Source organism: Ruania alkalisoli, from assembly GCF_014960965.1.
Lineage (GTDB): Bacteria > Actinomycetota > Actinomycetes > Actinomycetales > Beutenbergiaceae > Ruania > Ruania alkalisoli.
Genome location: NZ_CP063169.1, coordinates 976,319 through 993,290, shown reverse-complemented (window position 1 = coordinate 993,290; position 16,972 = coordinate 976,319). Strand labels below are relative to the sequence as shown.

At 68.8% G+C, this 16,972-nt stretch carries 15 protein-coding genes; 7 read left to right on the top strand and 8 right to left on the bottom strand.

Going from position 1 to position 16,972, the window contains the following annotated elements; genetic code table 11:
• Nucleotides 1-6 precede the first annotated feature (6 nt).
• A complete protein-coding gene (locus IM660_RS04180) occupies nt 7-1,656 on the top strand; it encodes a DNA repair helicase XPB (protein ID WP_193498156.1) in 1,650 nt (549 codons plus the stop codon).
• Here the strand turns inward: IM660_RS04180 and IM660_RS04175 are convergent.
• The 6 genes from IM660_RS04175 to IM660_RS04150 all read right to left on the bottom strand — a co-directional run bounded on the left by IM660_RS04175 (nt 1,611) and on the right by IM660_RS04150 (nt 8,098).
• Complete coding sequence (locus IM660_RS04175; protein ID WP_193498155.1) at nt 1,611-2,246, bottom strand: TetR/AcrR family transcriptional regulator; 636 nt, start codon at nt 2,244-2,246, stop codon at nt 1,611-1,613. The two genes, IM660_RS04180 and IM660_RS04175, sit on opposite strands and share 46 nt — an antisense overlap.
• Nucleotides 2,215-2,931, bottom strand: a complete 717-nt coding sequence (locus IM660_RS04170; protein WP_193498154.1) for a YqeB family protein — start codon at nt 2,929-2,931, stop codon at nt 2,215-2,217. The genes IM660_RS04175 and IM660_RS04170 overlap by 32 nt, the downstream gene beginning before the upstream one ends.
• Before the next feature lie 58 nt (nt 2,932-2,989).
• The gene (locus IM660_RS04165; RefSeq protein WP_193498153.1) at nt 2,990-4,867 is read right to left on the bottom strand and encodes a DUF6807 family protein; all 1,878 of its coding nucleotides are present in this window, start codon (nt 4,865-4,867) and stop codon (nt 2,990-2,992) included.
• 78 nt (nt 4,868-4,945) lie between these two features.
• Complete coding sequence (locus IM660_RS04160) at nt 4,946-5,869, bottom strand: carbohydrate ABC transporter permease (protein ID WP_193498152.1); 924 nt, start codon at nt 5,867-5,869, stop codon at nt 4,946-4,948.
• On the bottom strand, nt 5,862-6,803 hold the full coding sequence (locus IM660_RS04155; RefSeq protein WP_193498151.1) for a carbohydrate ABC transporter permease: 942 nt from the start codon (nt 6,801-6,803) through the stop codon (nt 5,862-5,864). Before IM660_RS04155 ends, IM660_RS04160 begins: the two co-directional genes overlap by 8 nt.
• Nucleotides 6,804-6,808: 5 nt before the next feature.
• Complete coding sequence (locus tag IM660_RS04150; RefSeq protein ID WP_193498150.1) at nt 6,809-8,098, bottom strand: ABC transporter substrate-binding protein; 1,290 nt, start codon at nt 8,096-8,098, stop codon at nt 6,809-6,811.
• Nucleotides 8,099-8,241: 143 nt separating this feature from the next.
• On the opposite strand from IM660_RS04150, the gene IM660_RS04145 reads away from it, so the two are divergent.
• The gene (locus IM660_RS04145; RefSeq protein ID WP_193498149.1) at nt 8,242-9,462 is read left to right on the top strand and encodes a dienelactone hydrolase family protein; all 1,221 of its coding nucleotides are present in this window, start codon (nt 8,242-8,244) and stop codon (nt 9,460-9,462) included.
• 7 nt (nt 9,463-9,469) lie between these two features.
• Here the strand turns inward: IM660_RS04145 and IM660_RS04140 are convergent, their stop codons facing one another.
• The gene (locus IM660_RS04140; protein ID WP_246465135.1) at nt 9,470-10,219 is read right to left on the bottom strand and encodes a type 1 glutamine amidotransferase; all 750 of its coding nucleotides are present in this window, start codon (nt 10,217-10,219) and stop codon (nt 9,470-9,472) included.
• A 150-nt stretch (nt 10,220-10,369) separates the two neighbouring features.
• On the opposite strand from IM660_RS04140, the gene IM660_RS04135 reads away from it, so the two are divergent.
• The 5 genes from IM660_RS04135 (at nt 10,370) to IM660_RS04115 (ending at nt 16,420) form a co-directional block, all read left to right on the top strand.
• Nucleotides 10,370-12,457: a TPM domain-containing protein gene (locus IM660_RS04135; RefSeq protein WP_193498147.1), complete on the top strand. Its 2,088-nt coding sequence runs from the start codon at nt 10,370-10,372 to the stop codon at nt 12,455-12,457.
• A gap of 85 nt (nt 12,458-12,542) precedes the next feature.
• Complete coding sequence (locus IM660_RS04130) at nt 12,543-13,280, top strand: PspA/IM30 family protein (protein WP_193498146.1); 738 nt, start codon at nt 12,543-12,545, stop codon at nt 13,278-13,280.
• Between the two features lie 178 nt (nt 13,281-13,458).
• A complete protein-coding gene (locus tag IM660_RS04125; protein WP_193498145.1) occupies nt 13,459-14,031 on the top strand; it encodes an NYN domain-containing protein in 573 nt (190 codons plus the stop codon).
• A gap of 186 nt (nt 14,032-14,217) precedes the next feature.
• Entirely contained in the window at nt 14,218-14,946 is a 729-nt protein-coding gene (locus IM660_RS04120; RefSeq protein WP_193498144.1) for a response regulator transcription factor, read from the top strand.
• Entirely contained in the window at nt 14,936-16,420 is a 1,485-nt protein-coding gene (locus IM660_RS04115) for a sensor histidine kinase (RefSeq protein ID WP_246465134.1), read from the top strand. The genes IM660_RS04120 and IM660_RS04115 overlap by 11 nt, the downstream gene beginning before the upstream one ends.
• On the opposite strand, the gene IM660_RS04110 is transcribed toward IM660_RS04115, so the two are convergent.
• The gene (locus tag IM660_RS04110; RefSeq protein WP_210769073.1) at nt 16,395-16,949 is read right to left on the bottom strand and encodes a Uma2 family endonuclease; all 555 of its coding nucleotides are present in this window, start codon (nt 16,947-16,949) and stop codon (nt 16,395-16,397) included. The genes IM660_RS04115 and IM660_RS04110 overlap by 26 nt on opposite strands.
• Nucleotides 16,950-16,972: the final 23 nt, after the last annotated feature.

Sequence of the window (16,972 nt, the reverse complement as noted above, 5' to 3'; positions counted from 1 at the left end):
GATCTGATGCCCGATGGCCCCCTGATCGTCCAGTCCGACAAGTCCCTGCTGCTCGAGGTCGACCACGAGCAGGCTGGCGCGTGCCGGCGCGCCATCGCCCCGTTCGCCGAACTCGAACGCGCACCCGAGCACATCCACACCTACCGGCTCACCCCGCTGGGGCTGTGGAACGCCCGCGCCGCCGGCCACGATGCCGAGCAGGTGGTCGACACCCTCATCCAGTACTCGCGCTACCCGGTGCCGCACGCCCTGCTGGTCGACATCGCCGAGACGATGTCCCGGTACGGGCGGCTGCAGTTGATGGAGCACCCCACCCACGGGCTCGTGCTGCACGCGCTGGACGTGCCCGTGCTCACCGAGGTGCTGCGCTCCAAGCGCACCGCCGGCCTGGTGGGCGCGAAGGTCGACGAGACGACCGTCGTTGTGCACCCGAGCGAGCGCGGCCACCTCAAGCAGGTGCTCGTCAAGCTTGGCTGGCCGGCCGAGGATCTTGCCGGCTACGTCGACGGCGAGAAGCACGCCATCTCCCTCAACACCGGTGATTGGTCACTGCGCCCCTACCAGGAAGAGGCGGTGGAGACCTTCTGGCACGGCGGAAGCGGCGTCGTCGTGCTTCCCTGCGGGGCGGGTAAGACGCTCGTAGGGGCCGGGGCGATGGCCCAGTCCGGCACCACCACCCTGATTCTGGTGACCAACACCGTCAGCGCCCGGCAGTGGCGCGATGAACTGGTGCGCCGCACCTCCCTGACGGCGGAGGAGATCGGTGAGTACTCCGGCTCCCGCAAGGAGATCCGGCCGGTCACCATCGCCACCTACCAGGTGCTCACCACCAAGCGGAAGGGCGCCTACCCGCACCTGGACCTGCTCGACGCCCGCGACTGGGGCCTCATCGTCTACGACGAGGTGCACCTGCTGCCCGCACCGATCTTCCGCATGACGGCGGACCTGCAGGCCCGCAGGCGCCTCGGCCTGACCGCCACGCTGGTACGCGAGGACGGGCGCGAGGACGAGGTCTTCTCCCTCATCGGCCCCAAGCGCTACGACGCCCCATGGAAGGACATCGAGTCCCAGGGCTACATCGCCCCCGCCGACTGCACCGAGGTACGCCTCGACCTACCGCACTCGGACCGGATGGCGTATGCGATGGCCGAACCGGAGGACCGGTACCGGCTGGCTGCGACGGCATCGGCGAAGACGGCGGTGGTGCGCGAACTGCTGAAGAAGCACGCCGGGGAGCAGACGCTCATCATCGGCCAGTACATCGACCAGCTGACCGAGCTCAGCGAGGCGCTGGACGCTCCGGTGATCACCGGCAGCACCACCGTGCCCGAGCGGCAGCGGCTGTTCGAGGCGTTCCGCACCGGTGAGCTGACCACACTCGTGGTGAGCAAGGTGGCGAACTTCTCCATCGACCTGCCCGAGGCGGCGGTGGCGATCCAGATCTCCGGGTCGTTCGGCTCCCGTCAGGAGGAGGCGCAACGCCTGGGCCGGGTGATGCGACCCAAGGCCGACGGGCGGACCGCGCACTTCTACGCCATCGTCACCCGCGACACCGTGGATCAGGACTTCGCCGCCCACCGGCAGCGGTTCCTCGCCGAGCAGGGGTACGCCTACACGATCGTGGACGCGGTGGACCTGCTGGGGTCGGGGGCCTGACCGGTCAGCACGGATCGTACGATCTCCCGCAACATCGGGCCCTCCCGCTCTGCGGTGAACGCGGGATCGGTGGCGATCTGCTCCAGGAAGCCGTCCATCAGCAACCGCACCCAGGAGACCAGCCGCTCGACCTGCAGATCGGTGCGCACCCGGCCGCCCTCCTGCCCCTGAGCGAGGATCTGCGTCAACAGCTCGCGCTGGGCCCGTTCGTCGGCTCCGAGTGCGGCCGCCACCCGCGGCTCGGTCATCACCGCTGCCACAGCACGGACAAAGCCACCCAGACGTGGATCGCTCGCATCTTCGATCTGCTGGTCGACGATCCGCAGCACGGCCGCCACCGGGTCCTCAATCCCCTCAACCGCTTCTCGGAGCCTGCGGACATCGTCGGTCCCCAACTCCAGGATCGCCAGCAGTACGTCTACCTTGGTCGGGAAATAGTGGAAGAAGGTGCCCGACCCGATCCGCGCCTGGCGGCAGATCGCGGCCGTGGTGGCGCCATCGTAGCCACGGGCGGCGATGACGGTGAGGGCCGCATCGATGATGTGCAGCCGCCGTTCCTCATGACGTTGCGGGTCGACGGTCCGTGCCACGGCTCGACTCTCCCGCCCGGCGGACCTGCACCCGGCCCTCCCGGTAGCGCACCACCAGATCCGCCTCGCGCAGCGCAGATTCGGCCTCGGCCCGCTCCTTGCCCTTGCGGCGCACCTCCTGCCACCGGCCGATCAACCGGTGCTCGGCCGCGGTGAAACCTGGGCGCCCATCCATCCAGCGGTGATAGTCCGCCTCGAACGGGTCCTCCTCCTGCCACGGATAGTCGTACTCACGCAGAGTCCGCACCAGCCTCGAACGGTCCAGCGCCTCGGCATTCAGCCGCACCAGTGCACGGCCACCCGAGTCGAGCACGACGACGTCCCTGCCGTCCGGATGGACGCTCGCCACGTCCGTGCGTTCGATCCACCCCTCCCGGCCGTCCTGGCGGTACTCCAGATGGTCGGACGCCACGGTCAGCTCCAGGGCCTCGCGCACGATCGTCATCGCGAGGAGCACGCCGCCGACCACGCCGAGCAGCACGCCGATCGGGATCGACCAGGACCACGGCAGGCCGGCGATCACCTGCAGCAGGCCCGGCGTCGGCAGTGGCGAGCGGTCGAGCAGGTCCACCAGCCAGGAGGCCAGTGCCGGTCCGCCGAGCCCGAGCCCGATCCCGGGCACCATCACGGCGACTCCGAAGCCGGCCGCCACGGCACGCGGCTGCCGCAGTGTTGTCTCATTCATACCGCAATACTAGAGCACACGCTCTAGTATTAGTCCAGGGGTCGCAGGCAGACGCCAGTCACACTTCGAGCAAGTCCGACACCTCGCTGGTCGTGACCGCCCGGTCCAGGATCACGGCATCCAGACCCACAGCGAGTCTCTGCCCGGACTCCATGATGATCGGCCCGTCCCATGCGATCGCCGGACCTGCCGCGACGTACTCTCCCAGCCGCACGTGCCACGGCACCGGCTCGGATCCGACCTGAGTCAGCACCACCGACCACGGACGCTCGCCGTGGCATCGGAGCACGAGCCACGGGGTGCGAGCCCCGTGCGGGTCGACCCCGCCCGCCGTGAACGCCTCGACGCCTTCGGCATCGGCGAAGCGCCAGAAGATGCCGCCGTAGCCGGCATCGGCGCGACCGCTGGCATGGGGGCTCTCGATCACCACCCGCCCCGGGGTCGCCGTCAGCTCACTGCGCCACCGCAACCGCCAGCCGGCATTGTCGGCGAGCACCTGCGCCGTCAGGACCCGCTCCTCCTCCAGTTGCACGGCGCCATCCTCGGCGTGCCAGCGCAAGCGTTCGGTCAGCTCGGTTCCCGCCACAGTGGCGTCATGGCCCAGCTGCGAGCCGTGGTTGGGCAGCAGCACCGGGCCAACATCCCGCACGTGCGTACGGCCTCCCCAGTAACTCGTCCCGTTCACCAACGGCACCGCGAACGAGAGCCCGTGCTGATGCCGGTGCAACGGTGGACTGGCAGCGGTCAGGGGAACTCCCGCCAAGGTGTAGAGGGGGTGCAGATAGGGGCGGGGCGAGTACAGATCCGGCATCACCGGCCGCCGCTCATACCGGGCAAGCACCGACCCGGCGAGCTCGAGAGTCGCGGCCACATCCTCGTCGCGGTGCCACGCGAAGGGCGCCGTCGACTCCTCCAGCAACCGCGGCTCCACGCTCTCGCGCGGGACCAGGCCGATACTCCCGCGTTCGGCCAGCCTCGGCGTGAACCGCAGCACCGGCAAGTCCGTGGCACCCTCCAGCACCCGCGTGAGCTGGTCGAAGGCGAGCCGGCCCAACTCGGTCTGTGGCACGGCCATCGTCGTCAGCGGTGGGGTGGAGTACCGGGCGAAGGAGATGTCGTCGAAGCCGGCGAGCGAAAGATCCTGCGGGATGCGTACACCGGCCTCGTTCAGCTTGCCAAGCAGGCCGAAGGCGATCACATCGTTGTAGGCGATCACTGCGGTCGCCCCGGAGGCCAGCACCGGCCCGAGCGCGGCGGACCCGTCCTCGATGGATCCACCGCAGGCCACGACCTCCACGGCGACTCCCGGGTTCTCCCGTTCCACCGCTCGCAGTGCGTGCACGCGCGCCGCATTCGTCAGGCTCGCTGCCGGTCCCGCGAGGTACAGCAGCCGCCGGTGCCCCAGGTCGATCAGACGTTCAGTGAGCAGCCGCACGCCCGTGGCGTAGTCCACGATCACCGACGGCGTCGCCCCGGCCTCCGCCTCCCGGTTCACCAGCACCACCGGTTGCGTCGCCGCCAGCACCCGGTGCAGCTCCGGTGCTGACATACGCGGCGAGCACAGGATCAGCGCATCGCATCGACGCCTGGCCTCGATCGCCAGTTCGGCCTCTCGGTCGGGATCCTCGATGCTGTCAGTCACCAGCACCCGGTACCCCTCGGCGGCTGCAGCGCGGTTCACGCCACGCAGCACCTGCTGGAACATCGGGTTCGAGAGGTCGGGCATGAGCAGGGCCACCGTATGCGTCCTGCCCAACGAGAGACTGCGCGCCACATTACTGGGCACGTAGTCCAGCTGGCCGGCGGCCTGGCGGACCTTCTGCTCGGTCTCCGCGGTCACCGACGGGTGCCCGTTGAGCGCCCGCGAGACCGTGGCTGAGCTGACCCCCGCCAACCGAGCCACGTCCGCGATCGTCACGCCGACCCGACCAGCCATGGCCCCAGCGTATCCGCGGCCGGCGCCACTCACGCCGGAGACCTGCCTGCGATCAGCCCGCCGCGGCATCAGGGGTACTCATTTCATCCCCGTGGTGGCGATGCCATTGATCAAGTAGCGCTGACCGATGAAGAAGAACCCGATCACCGGGAGCAATGAAAGCACCGACATCGCGAACATCGGCCCCCATGCGCTCGACCCCTCGGCGGCGATGAACTGGCGCAGGGCGAGCGGCACGGTGAACAGCTCCTGGTCCGTGAGGTAGAGCAACGGACCGAAGAACTCGTTCCAGCTGGCGATGAACGTGAAGATCGAGACCGTCGCCAGCGCCGGGACCGTCAGCGGCATGATGACCGACCAGTAGGTCCGGATGGCACCACAACCGTCAATCTTGGCCGCATCCTGCAACTCCATCGGCAACGCCCGCATGAACTGCACGAGGAGGAAGACGAAGAACGCATTCGTCGCCAGGAATGCCGGCACGATCAACGGCAGATAGGTGTTGATCCAGCCGAGCTTGGAGAAGACCACGTATTGCGGGATCAGCACAACGTGCGAGGGCAGCAGCATCGTGCCCAGAGTCAGTGCGAACATCATCCGCCGGCCACGGAAGCGCAACCGGGCGAAGACATAGGCCGTGATCGAGCACGAGAACACGTTCCCGACGATGTTCGCCACCGCCAGCAGCAGCGAATTGAACAAGTACAGCTGGAAGCCGTGCTCGAGAGCGTTCCACCCGGTGCCGTAGTTCGACCAGTCGGTGGCGGCCGGGATGAGGCCGGTATCGCTGAACACGTCCCCGCTAGGCTTGAAGGACGCCGAGAGCATCCACAGCAGCGGGTACATCATGAACAGCCCCAGGCCAAGCAGCACCACGTGCCGCAGGAACCGGGTGGCCGGGGTGCCGGTGAGCTCTTCGGTATAGACCGCATCGCTGCCGAGCTTCTGGGTGATCGCTCGCCAGGTGCTCCGGGCCGTGCGGGGTGCGGTGAGCTCAGTCATTGTAGAAAACCCAATACTTCGAGACGAGGAAGTTGATCGCGGTGAAGATCGCGATCACCACGAACATCACCCAGGCCAGTGCAGAGGCATAGCCCATGTCGAACTGCTGGAACCCCTGCTGGTACAGGTACAGGTTGAAGAACAACGTGGAGTCGGCAGGGCCGCCTGTGCCACCGCTGAACACGTACGCCTGGGTGAAGGTCTGCAGCGACCCGATCAGCCCGAGCACCAGGTTGAAGAACAGCACCGGGCTCAACAGCGGCAGCGTGATCGAGACGAACTGCCGGACCGGGGTGGCGCCGTCCACCGATGCCGCCTCGTAGTACATCCGCGGGATCTGCCGCAACCCCGCCAGGAAGATCACCATCGCGGCACCGAAGCCCCACACGCTCAACGTGATGAGGGTGACCAGCGCCCAGGAGGGGTCCGAGGTCCAGCTCGGCCCCTCGATCCCGAACCGGGCGAGGAACCCGTTGACGATCCCGTCGAAGCCGAAGATCGAACGCCACAGCATCACGATCGCGACGCTTGCGCCGATCAGGGACGGCAGGTAGAACGCCGACCGGTAGAACTTCAGGCCCCGTACGCCGCGGTTCAGCAACAGGGCCACCCCGAGCGCGGCCACCAGGGAGACGGGAACCGCGATGAAGGTGTACCGCAGCGTCACCTCCGCGGCGGTCATCGCCTTCGGATCGTTCACGAACGCCACGAAGTTGTCCCAGCCGACGAACTCGGCCGGCTGCAGCAGGTTGTAGTCGGTGAAGGCCAGGTAGAGCGAGACCCCGAACGGGATCAGGGTGAACAGCATCCCGATGACCCACGGGATGAGCATCACGTAGGCGGCGTTGTCCTGCCCGGCCGTGCGACGCCGTCGGGAACGCTCTGCTGGAGCGGCAGACGTGCGCGAGCGAGGCGGAGCGGTGAGCGTGACCATCGGGCTCAGCCCGCATCCTCGAGGGCCGCGCCGGCCTGGCTCATGAACTCCTCGCCGGCCTGCTGCGGGCTCATCCGCTCGAATTCGACCTCGGTGGACAGGGACACGAGGATGTTCTGCACCTCTCCCGCACCGGCCGGCTCCATCTCGTACGGCGCCAGCTCCTCTTCCTGCAGCGCCACCGTGAAGTCGACGAACTCCTGGGCGTCTTCGTCGAGACCGGTGGAGACCTGCTCGGCGACTTCGGCGTTGATCGGCACCCCGAGCAGCGTGGAACGGGCCGCGAAGGAGTCCGGATCGTTGGTGAGGAAGTCGATCAACCGGGCCGCCTGCTCGGGGTGCTCGGATGCCTCCGCCTGGCACCACAGCAGTGTGGGCGTCACCGTGTAGCCGGGGCGCGGGCCCTCGGTCTCACCGGGCAGCCGGCGCAGCACCAGATCGCCGCCCATCACGGAGTTGTAGTCGCCGAAGGTGTTCGAGGGGATGATCTGCGAGGCGATGAAGTCCCGGCCCAGCGGCGACTGCTCCACCGAGGTGCCATTGTCCTCCAGCGAACCGGGAGGAGCGAAGGCCCCGGTCGAGCGCATGTCGGTGATCAGCTGGAAGTACTCGGTGATCGTCTCGGCGCTCACCCCGAGCGTGCCGTCGGTAGTGAACAGATCCTGCCCGTGCTGACGCGTGTACTGCGTGATCGTCGGCAACCACGGCACGTAGAAGCCGGCACCGTGCACACCGGTCGCGTCGTAGATCTCGGCGTTGAACTCCGCATAGTCCGCCCAGGTCCACGTGCGGTCGTCGGGAAGTTCCAGCCCAGCATCGGCAACGATCCGCGTGTTGTAGATCATCGCGATCGCCGTGGAGCCGGTCGGCACCGCGTACTGCGCTCCCTGGTACTGCCCCTGCAGCAGCAGACCGGAGTTCATCGTGGAGAAGTCGAGCTGGTCCGAGCCGCTCAGGTCGGCCAGCACGCCGCGGGTGGCATACTCCCCCAGCCATCGTCCGACCATGAACATCACGTCCGGCGGGTCGCCGGCAGCGAAGAGGGTGTTGAGCTTGTCCTGGTAGCTGCCCACATCCATCCACTCGAGCGAGACGGCGATGTCAGGGTTCTTCTCGGTGAAGGTGGCGAACTCCTGCTCGTAGCGTTCGGCCTGGCCGGCGTCTGCCCACGCCATCACGGTGAGCTCGACCGCGTCCGAGCTCGATCCACTGCTGTTCGAACCGCAGGCGGTGAGCGCTCCCACGCTGACCGTTCCGGCGGCGGCGAGGAATCCCCGCCTGCTGAGCTGAGTCATCGTCGACTCCCTTGGTTCATGGTCACGACATCGTGAAACCGGTTACTTGCTGATGACCTGACGGACTATAAACCAAGACCACCCGTTGATGGAACCGCTTACATGAAACTGACGAACCCGCTAGTGTGCTGAGCGGAGCACCGATGCCACCGACGACCGGACACACCGTGAACACCGACAGCACCACACCCACCGAACCGACCCGCCCGCCAGAGCCTGCCGAACCAGCCGATCTAGCAGGCCTGTCCGGCCTGTTGGACCTGGCTCGATCACAGGGCCCGCTGTTCGGCTCCGACGAGCCCTCGGGCGCTCAGATCCGGCAGCGGCTGATCGACACCCTCGGCGTGTGGACCGAGCCGGCGCCGCCCGAGGCGCAGGAAGTCGCGGCCTGGACGCGGGACGGCGTCACCGGGGTGGAGCTGGAGTGGGACACCGGCGTCGGGCCACCGGCGCGCGGACGGCTGCTTCGCCCCGCCGGCGAGACCGGCCCGCTCCCCGGCGCCGTAGTGTTGCACTGCCACGGCGGGGTGAAGTACATCGGCAAGGAGAAGGTGGCCGACGGGCCCGATCCCGCACCACCGGCGATCCGCCGGATCTGGGACGACCTGTATGGCGGCCGTGCCGTGGCGGACGATCTCGCCCGCCGTGGGTATACCGTGCTGGCGCACGATGCCTTCGGCTGGGGCAGCAGGCGCATCCCGGTGACGGCGATGCCCGCCCGCACGAGGGCCGTCGCCGAACTGCAGCTCGCCCAGGCGGAGGCTCACGCGCGGCGAGCAGGGCGCGAGGTCAGCGAGACCGAACGCTACGACGCCCACGCCGGCCCGCACGAGGATGCGATGGCCAAACTGCTGGGCGTGCTGGGCACCTCCTGGGGCGGGATGGTCGCCCGGGAGGATCTCATCGCCGTCGATCTGCTCGCCAGGCGAGCCGATGTACGCGACGGAGGGGTCGCCGTCCTGGGCCTCTCCGGCGGGGGCGCACGCGCCGCCCTGCTGACAGCGTTGAGCGACCAGGTGCGAGCGGCCGCCGTGCTGTGCATGATGGCCGCCTTCGAGGAGATCCTCGACGGTTTCGTGCACACCCACACGTGGATGATGATGAACCCGGGGATCGGGCGGGTGGCGGACTGGCCCGGCATCGCGGCCGCAGCCGCCCCACGGCCGCTGCTGGTGGGCTACGGCGAACGCGACGCACTGTTCCCGGTCGCGGGCATGCGCGCCGCACACGAGCACATCGCCGCCCGATACGAGCAGGCGGGGGCAGCATCGGCCTATCGCGGGGTGTTCCTGGATGCGCCGCACGCGTTCGTACCCGAGTTGCAGGCGCGCGTGTGGGAGTTCCTGGACCAGACGATGCGTTGAGCGTGCGTCAGAGGCCGAAACCCGCCGCACTCACCTGCCGGCGAAGCTGCGCGGTGAACGCGACTGCGACCTGCTTGGCCACCATCGCCAGGGCTTCGCGGTGCGTGTCATAGCCGGCGGTCAGCTCCTCGGCGTCAAGGCCCTCGTTCACGGCCCAACGGCGCATGATCTCCTCGTCCGCCTCCGGGTGGAACTGCAGACCCAGCGCGCTACGGAGCCGGAACGCCTGGTAGGGGTACTGCAACGAGGACGCGAGCCATGTGGCGCTCTTGGGCAGCACGGTGATCGCATCGCTGTGCATCGCAGGCACCGGCACATCCCGCCCGATCGTCTCGACAAGGGGGCCGAGCACCGGATCCTTGTACGCGTCGGGGCGCATCCGCACCTCGACCACACCGCGTTCGGGTCCGACCGGCGCCGCCACCTCGAGTTGACCGCCGCCGGCGAGGGCGAGCATCTGGGCGCCGAGGCAGATCGCCAGGGTGGGGACGTCTCGATCGACAGCGTCTGCCAGCAGGTCACGCACCGCCGGCAACCACGGGTGCTCGGCATCGTCGATCGCAGCCATGGTGCCGCCAAGCACGATGAGCGCATCGATCTCGGCAGCGGCGGGCAGCGGGTCGCCGGCGTCGGGGCGCACGAGGCGCACGTCGACGTCGGCCAAGGTCTCGGCGAGCAGGCCCAGCGGGACGTCGTCCTGATGCTGGATCACCGTGACCACCGGAGTGACGTGTTCGGGGGAAGGAGTCTGGGGCACGGCAGGCAACATAACTCCGGATACCAGCACAACCCAATCGGCTCGTGATAGCGGTCACAACGCCGTGTTCGTGCGGCGCAGCACCGACGTGGTGAGACCTCCCCTGCGGACGTCATTGCGCCGGCGCTGCCGAACGGCGAAGATCGAGGAGTGAACCGCACCATCTCGCGCCTGCTCGCCGTTGCCGCCTCCGCCGGGGTCCTGACATTGCTGACGGCGGCGCCCGGGCTGGCGGAGGAACCCTTCCGTGTGGGAAGTCACGTGGAGGACCGCACCTCTGACGCGGTCCTCTCGACGAATGCGGACGACGTCGAGGCCGCCACCGAGCGACTTGCCGCAGAGACCGATCTGGACCTGTTCGTGGTCTACGTGGACTCCTTCGACGGGTCGACCGCGCAGACCTGGGCGGACGAGACGGCCGTCATGTCCGACCTGGGGGTCAATGACGCGCTGCTCGCTGTCGCCGTCGAAGACCGCGCCTACTCCTGGTCCCTGGATCAAGGCTTCCCGCTCACCGACTCCCAGGTCCAACGGGTCGCGGCCGACGCCGAGAGCTACCTGGCCTCCGACGACTGGTCCGGGGCCGGCGTCGCGTTCGCCGACGGGCTGCGGGAGGAGGCGACCGGGGGGTCCGGTGGATCGGCGATCTGGTGGCTGCTCGGTGGCGGCGTGGTCGTCATCATCGCCGTCGTGGTGCTGCGCTCCTGGTCGCGCTCGCGCCAGCGGGCAGGCGCGCCATCCCGCGGCGACGCGCCCGGACGGCCTGGCACGCCACCACCTCCGCCGGATTCACTCGAGGCACAACTGGCGCGGGTACCGTTGCCAGAGCTGGAGCAGCGGGCCGGCTCGGCCCTGGTTGCCCTCGACGACGCCGTCCGCAGTTCCGAGCAGGAACTCGCCTTCGCTGAGGCTCAGTTCGGGTTGCAGGCGATCCAGGAGTTTCGTTCGACACTGGACGGTGCGAAGAAGCAGTTGGGTGAGGCCTTCGCGACGCAGAACCGGCTCGAGAGTGCCGCTTCGGCGACCTCAGAGGCCGAGCGTCGTGCACAGCTCATCCGCATCCTGACCCTCTGCGACGAGGCGGACCAGGCACTGGACGACCAGGCGGAAGGCTTCGCCGAACTGCGCAACGTGCAGGCCCGCGCCCCGCAAGCGCTCGACGAGATCGAGCAGCGCGTCCAGGAGATCACCGACACCATCGGCCCGGCCGAGCACGCGCTCGGCCAGCTGCGTGCCACGTATCCAGCCACGGCTCTGGAGTCGGTGGCCAAGGCGCCCGACCAGGCACGGCAGCTCCTCGCGGCCGCGACAGAAGCGGTGCGAGCCGGCCGCGACCGGCTCGCCGAGGAGGACCGCAACGGGGCGGTGGCCTATGTGCGCACCGCCGAAGACGCACTCGGCCAGGCCGTGGCACTGGTCGAGTCGGTGCACCACGGCAGCCTGCAGCTGGCCGAGGCACGCTCGAAGCTCGACCCCGCCCTGGCCTCCATCCGGGCCGACCTGGTGGATGTGGAGCGGCTCGCCGGCCACGACTCGCGGGTGCAGGGACTGCTCCCGCGAGCGCACACCGCGATCGAACAGGCCGAGGCAGCCCGCGAGAGCGGGGACCCGATCGCCGCACTCGCGGAGATCACCGGAGCCGAGGATGCCCTCGACGACGCCCTGGCACCTCACCGGGAGGAGGCCGAGTCCCGCCAACGCGCGGCAGCGAAGATCCCCGCCGGGTTGCAACGGACCGAGGATCTCATCCGGCAGGTCAACGCCTACATCGAGACCCATCGCGGGGCCATCGGCCCGCAAGCGCGCACCCGGTTGGCCGATGCGACAGATCTGCTCGGGCAGGCGCGCTCCGGTCAGGAGTCGGATCCGGCGCGCACCATCGAGCGGATCAACAGCTCCTGGCAGGCGGCCTCGCAGGCACGCGATCTCGCTCATGCGGACGTGCGCCGCTGGGAGGAGAGCCACCACGACGGTGGCTTCGGCGGCGGTGGATACGGTGGCCGCAGCAGCTACGGGCGGCGCGGAGGATCGGGCGTCGATGTCGGCTCGCTGATCCTCGGCGGCATACTCGGCCAGACGCTCGGGGGCGGTCGCGGCAGTGGCGGCGGGCTCGGCGGCTTCGGGGGCGGGTTCAACGGCGGCTTCGGCGGCAGTCGCTCGCGCGGTGGCGGAGGAGGCTTCGGCGGCGGTTTCGGAGGCGGCGGTGGCCGCGGACGAGGAGGTGGCGGTCGCTTCTGAGAGGACATCCACCCGAGACGATCTCGGGAACTCGCACGTTGAACATCACGAGACAGACCCCGACTTTCACGCGAAAGGACCGTCCATGACGGAGAAGCAGACCATCCTCGGCCGGATCGCCCAGCTCACCCGGGCGAACATCAACTCCCTGATCGACCGCGCCGAGGACCCGCAGAAGATGCTCGATCAGCTCGTGCGCGACTACACCAACAACATCGCCGAGGCCGAGCAGGCCGTGGCTCAGACCATCGGCAACCTGCGCCTGGCCGAACAGGACTACAACGACGACGTAGCCGCCGTCCGCGAGTGGGGGAACAAGGCGCTGGCCGCCTCCCGCAAGGCCGACGAGATGCGCCAGGCGGGGAACGCCGCCGGAGCCGACCGCTACGACAATCTCGCCAAGGTGGCGCTCGGCAAGCAGTTGGAGTTCGAGCGCGAGGTCAAGCAGGCCGAGCCGATCCTCGCCTCCCAGAACGAGGTCGTGGAGAAGCTGAAGAACGGCCTCGCGGTGATGAAGGACAAGCTCGGGCAGCTCAAGGTGAAGCGGGATCAGCTCGCCGCACGCGCCAAGTCCGCCGAAGCGCAGGCAAAGGTGCAGGACGCCGTGTCCTCGATCAACGTGCTGGACCCCACGAGCGAGCTCTCCCGCTACGAGGAGCAGGTGCGCCGTCAGGAAGCCCTGGTGGCCGGACAGGCAGAGATCGCTGCCAGCTCGCTCGACGCTCAGTTCGACGAGTTGGAGACCGCCGGTGACACACTCGAGGTCGAGGCGCGCCTGGCAGCGCTGAAGTCGGGCGGTCCAGCCGGGCAGATCGGCAGTTAGGCACGCGCCGCTGACGTCACCCGGGGCGCTTCGCACCCCCTCCCGAAATCCCTCGTCGATCTGGCTGGTCAGGTGGCCAGCCACATCGACGAGGGATTTCTTCGTGGGGCGGGTGTCGATTGACGTGCTGAGGGCACGTGTCGATGGCACCGCCTGCGCTGCGCACTACTGTGGGTCCATGTCGCAGACTCCGGACGGCCCCCGCACGTACCTGCTGGTGGACGGCGAGAACATCGACGCCACCCTCGGGATGAGCGTGCTGGGACGCCGACCCAACCCCGACGAGCGGCCTCGTTGGGACCGGATCACCGAGCACGCGCGCTCGCGCTGGGGCAATCCGGTCACGGCGCTGTTCTTCCTCAACGCCACCAGCGGCCAGATGCCGATGAGTTTCGTGCAGGCGCTGCTCGCGATGGGCTACCACCCGATCCCGCTGTCGGGCGATCCGGGCGAGAAGGTCGTCGACATCGGTATCCAGCGCACCCTCGCCGAGCTGCGCTCACGGCCCGGTGACGTGCTGCTGGCCAGCCACGACGGCGACTTCCTCCCCCAGGTGGAGGACCTGCTGGACGGCGAGCGCCGGGTCGGGCTCATTGCCTTCCGGGAGTTCGTCAACCTGCAGTTCGCCGAGCTGGCCGACCGCGGCCTGGAGGTGGTGGATCTGGAGGATGACATCCACGCCTTCACCGTGCCGCTGCCGCGTGTGCGCATCATCCCGCTGGCCTCGTTCGACCCGGCGCGCTACCTGTAGCAGCCCAGTCGACCGGTCCACGGGCCCGAAGATCAGGGTCGACCCGGCTCAGGGGTCGAATAATCGGCCCATGAACAGGGTTGACCCTCACTTTCGGACCCCTTCTCCTGGAATCGAGCACCGCGACGTAGGCAACTCCCAGCAGCTTCCCAGGAAACATCCAGGCATCGCGCGCAGACTGGAGCCATGAGCACAGCACAGGACACCTCCGCCGAGGCGCGGCTGCTGGTGGTCGACGACGAGCCGAACATCCGCGAACTGCTCTCGGCCTCCCTCCGGTTCGCCGGCTTCGAGGTGAGCGTCGCCGCCGATGGGCAGGAAGCACTGCGCCTGGCGCGCGAGTGCGACCCTGACCTCATCGTGCTGGACGTGATGCTGCCCGATCTCGACGGTTTCGCCGTCACCCGGCGGCTGCGCGAGAACGGTACCCACGTTCCGGTGCTGTTCCTCACCGCCAAGGACGACACTGGCGACAAGGTGGCCGGGCTGACCGTCGGCGGGGATGACTACGTGACCAAGCCCTTCAGCCTGGACGAGGTGATCGCCCGGATCCGCGCGGTGCTGCGCCGCGCGCAGACGGCTGCGGCAGCCGAGGAGGAGTCGATGCTGCGGGTCGGTGACCTGGTGATGGACGAGGATGCGCACGAGGTGCGCAGGGCCGGTGAGGAGATCGACCTCTCCCCCACCGAGTTCACCCTGCTGCGGTACTTGATGCTCAATGCCGGTCGGGTGCTGTCGAAGGCGCAGATCCTTGACCACGTCTGGGCCTACAACTGGGGTGGCGACGGGGCCATCGTGGAGTCCTACATCTCCTATCTGCGCCGCAAGGTGGACGCCCCGTTCGCCGAGTCTTCACCGTCCGGACCGCTGATCCACACCAAGCGCGGCGTGGGGTACGTGCTCCGTGAGCAGTGAGGCCCAGGACGAGCCGGCGCCGGAGCCGGCCCAGGAGCCGACACACGAGCCTGCCCAGCAGCGCGAGACCGTCCTGACGCGTATGCCGCTGCGGGTGCGCCTCGTGCTGATCATGGTGACCCTGCTCGTGGCGGCACTCGTGGCCACCGGCGTGGTGACGATGACGTTGCTCAAACAGTCCCTGATCGCCCAGGTCGATGACAATCTCGACAACGCCGTGCAGCTGCTGGAGAACCGTGGCCCGTTCGACCCGCAAGACGAGCGGGAGCAACCGGTCACGACGTACTACGTGCGCGTGCTGGCCGCCGACGGCTCCACGTTCATGGACATCCCCGCCACCACCGGGACCGACGCAGTGCCGGACTTCCCGTCGGTTACCTACGATCAGCTCGACACCCTGGCAGGCAAGACCCAGACCATAGGCTCGGTCGAGGGCACCTCGACGTGGCGGATGGTGCTGCTGCGGGGGTTCGTCGGCCAGGACACGCCCGTCACCGTAGCCGTCGCCCTCCCGATGGACGATGTGACGGCGACCCTCGCCCGGATGCAGTTGTTCACCCTGCTCGTGGGCCTGGGCGTGGTGACCCTTGCAGCCGCCGCCGGGTACGTCGCCGTGCAGCGTTCCCTGCGCGGGTTGCGAGACATCGAGGACACTGCCGCCGCCGTGGCCTCCGGAGATCTCAGCCGGCGCGCCCCGGTCGCCCCGGACACCACCGAGGTGGGCCGACTGGGGATGTCCTTCAACGCGATGGTGGCGAACCTGGAAACCTCCTTCGCCGCACAAGCGGCTTCCGAGGCGCGGATGCGACGCTTCGTCTCCGATGCCTCGCACGAGCTACGCACACCGCTGGCCTCCATCCGCGGCTACGGGGAGCTGTACCGGATGGGCGCTGTGCCGCCGGCGGAGCTGGCCACCACGATGGGTCGGATCGAGAGCGAGGCGATCCGGATGGGATCCCTGGTGAACGACCTGCTCGCCCTCGCACGCCTCGACGAGGGCCGGGACCTGCGTCGCGACGAGGTGGACCTGACGGCGATCGCACGGGACGCCGTCGGGGACCTGAAGGCTCTGGATCCCTCCCGCCCGGTGGAACTGCTCGCCTCCGGGCCGGTGCGGGTGACCGGCGACGCCGACCGGCTACGGCAGGTGGTGACCAACCTCATCGGCAACGTGGTCCAGCACACCCCTGCCGGCACGCCCGTCGAGTTGCACACGGGCACGATCGACGGCGATGCGATGCTGGCGGTCGTCGATCACGGCCCGGGCGTGCCCACTCGAGACGCCAACCGCATCTTCGAACGCTTCTACCGGCCCGACACCTCCCGCACCCGCTCCTCCGGCGGCTCCGGACTGGGCCTGGCGATCGTGGCAACCATCGTGGCCGCGCACGGCGGAACCGTCGCACACCAGCCCACACCCGGTGGCGGGGCGACGATCACCGTGCGGCTCAGACGATCAGCGACGCCGGCGTGAACCGGATCGGGAATGGGTCGGCGACCTCGAACCCTTCCTCACCGATGGCGCGGGCGACCTGGCGGAACGCACCCTCGGCCAGGGCCCATGCCGTCACCGACGGCTCGTCCGGGTCGACCACCCAGTAGTTCGCACAGCCAGCGCGTTCGAGCCGGTCCTTCTTCAGCAGCAGGTCGATACCCCGGGTCGAGGGCGAGAGCACCTCGATCGCCAGCAGCGGTGCCGTCGGGAGGTCCCGCGCCGTGAAGGCCTCCCGCTCGGCGACCAGCAGGTCCGGCTGCATCACCGTGTCGTCAGCGAGTGCCACGTCGAAGGGCGCAAAGAGGACCTCGACCGCGTCCGTGGCAGCCGCGCGCAGCACGAGGTGGAGGTTGCCCAGGGCCCGCTGATGAATGTGGCGCGGCGCCGGGCTCACGATGAGGACCCCGTCGATGAGCTCGTAGCGGTGCCCATCATCGGGATCGAGCGCATCCAGGTCGGCGCGCGTGAGTGGCCGTCCGTGCGGCAACCCGGGCGCCTGCGTGGTCATAGCAGTCATGGTAGTCAGTCCCT

Bases quoted from the DNA above. Each gene is read 5' to 3' on its own strand.
- IM660_RS04160 (WP_193498152.1), bottom strand. From the start codon at position 5,869: ATGACTGAGCTCACCGCACCCCGCACGGCCCGGAGCACCTGGCGAGCG.
- IM660_RS04180 (WP_193498156.1), top strand. From the start codon at position 7: ATGCCCGATGGCCCCCTGATCGTCCAGTCCGACAAGTCCCTGCTGCTC.
- IM660_RS04145 (WP_193498149.1), top strand. From the start codon at position 8,242: ATGCCACCGACGACCGGACACACCGTGAACACCGACAGCACCACACCC.
- IM660_RS04150 (WP_193498150.1), bottom strand. From the start codon at position 8,098: ATGACTCAGCTCAGCAGGCGGGGATTCCTCGCCGCCGCCGGAACGGTC.
- IM660_RS04120 (WP_193498144.1), top strand. From the start codon at position 14,218: ATGAGCACAGCACAGGACACCTCCGCCGAGGCGCGGCTGCTGGTGGTC.
- IM660_RS04170 (WP_193498154.1), bottom strand. From the start codon at position 2,931: ATGAATGAGACAACACTGCGGCAGCCGCGTGCCGTGGCGGCCGGCTTC.
- IM660_RS04130 (WP_193498146.1), top strand. From the start codon at position 12,543: ATGACGGAGAAGCAGACCATCCTCGGCCGGATCGCCCAGCTCACCCGG.
- IM660_RS04110 (WP_210769073.1), bottom strand. From the start codon at position 16,949: ATGACCACGCAGGCGCCCGGGTTGCCGCACGGACGGCCACTCACGCGC.
- IM660_RS04155 (WP_193498151.1), bottom strand. From the start codon at position 6,803: ATGGTCACGCTCACCGCTCCGCCTCGCTCGCGCACGTCTGCCGCTCCA.
- IM660_RS04125 (WP_193498145.1), top strand. From the start codon at position 13,459: ATGTCGCAGACTCCGGACGGCCCCCGCACGTACCTGCTGGTGGACGGC.
- IM660_RS04165 (WP_193498153.1), bottom strand. From the start codon at position 4,867: ATGGCTGGTCGGGTCGGCGTGACGATCGCGGACGTGGCTCGGTTGGCG.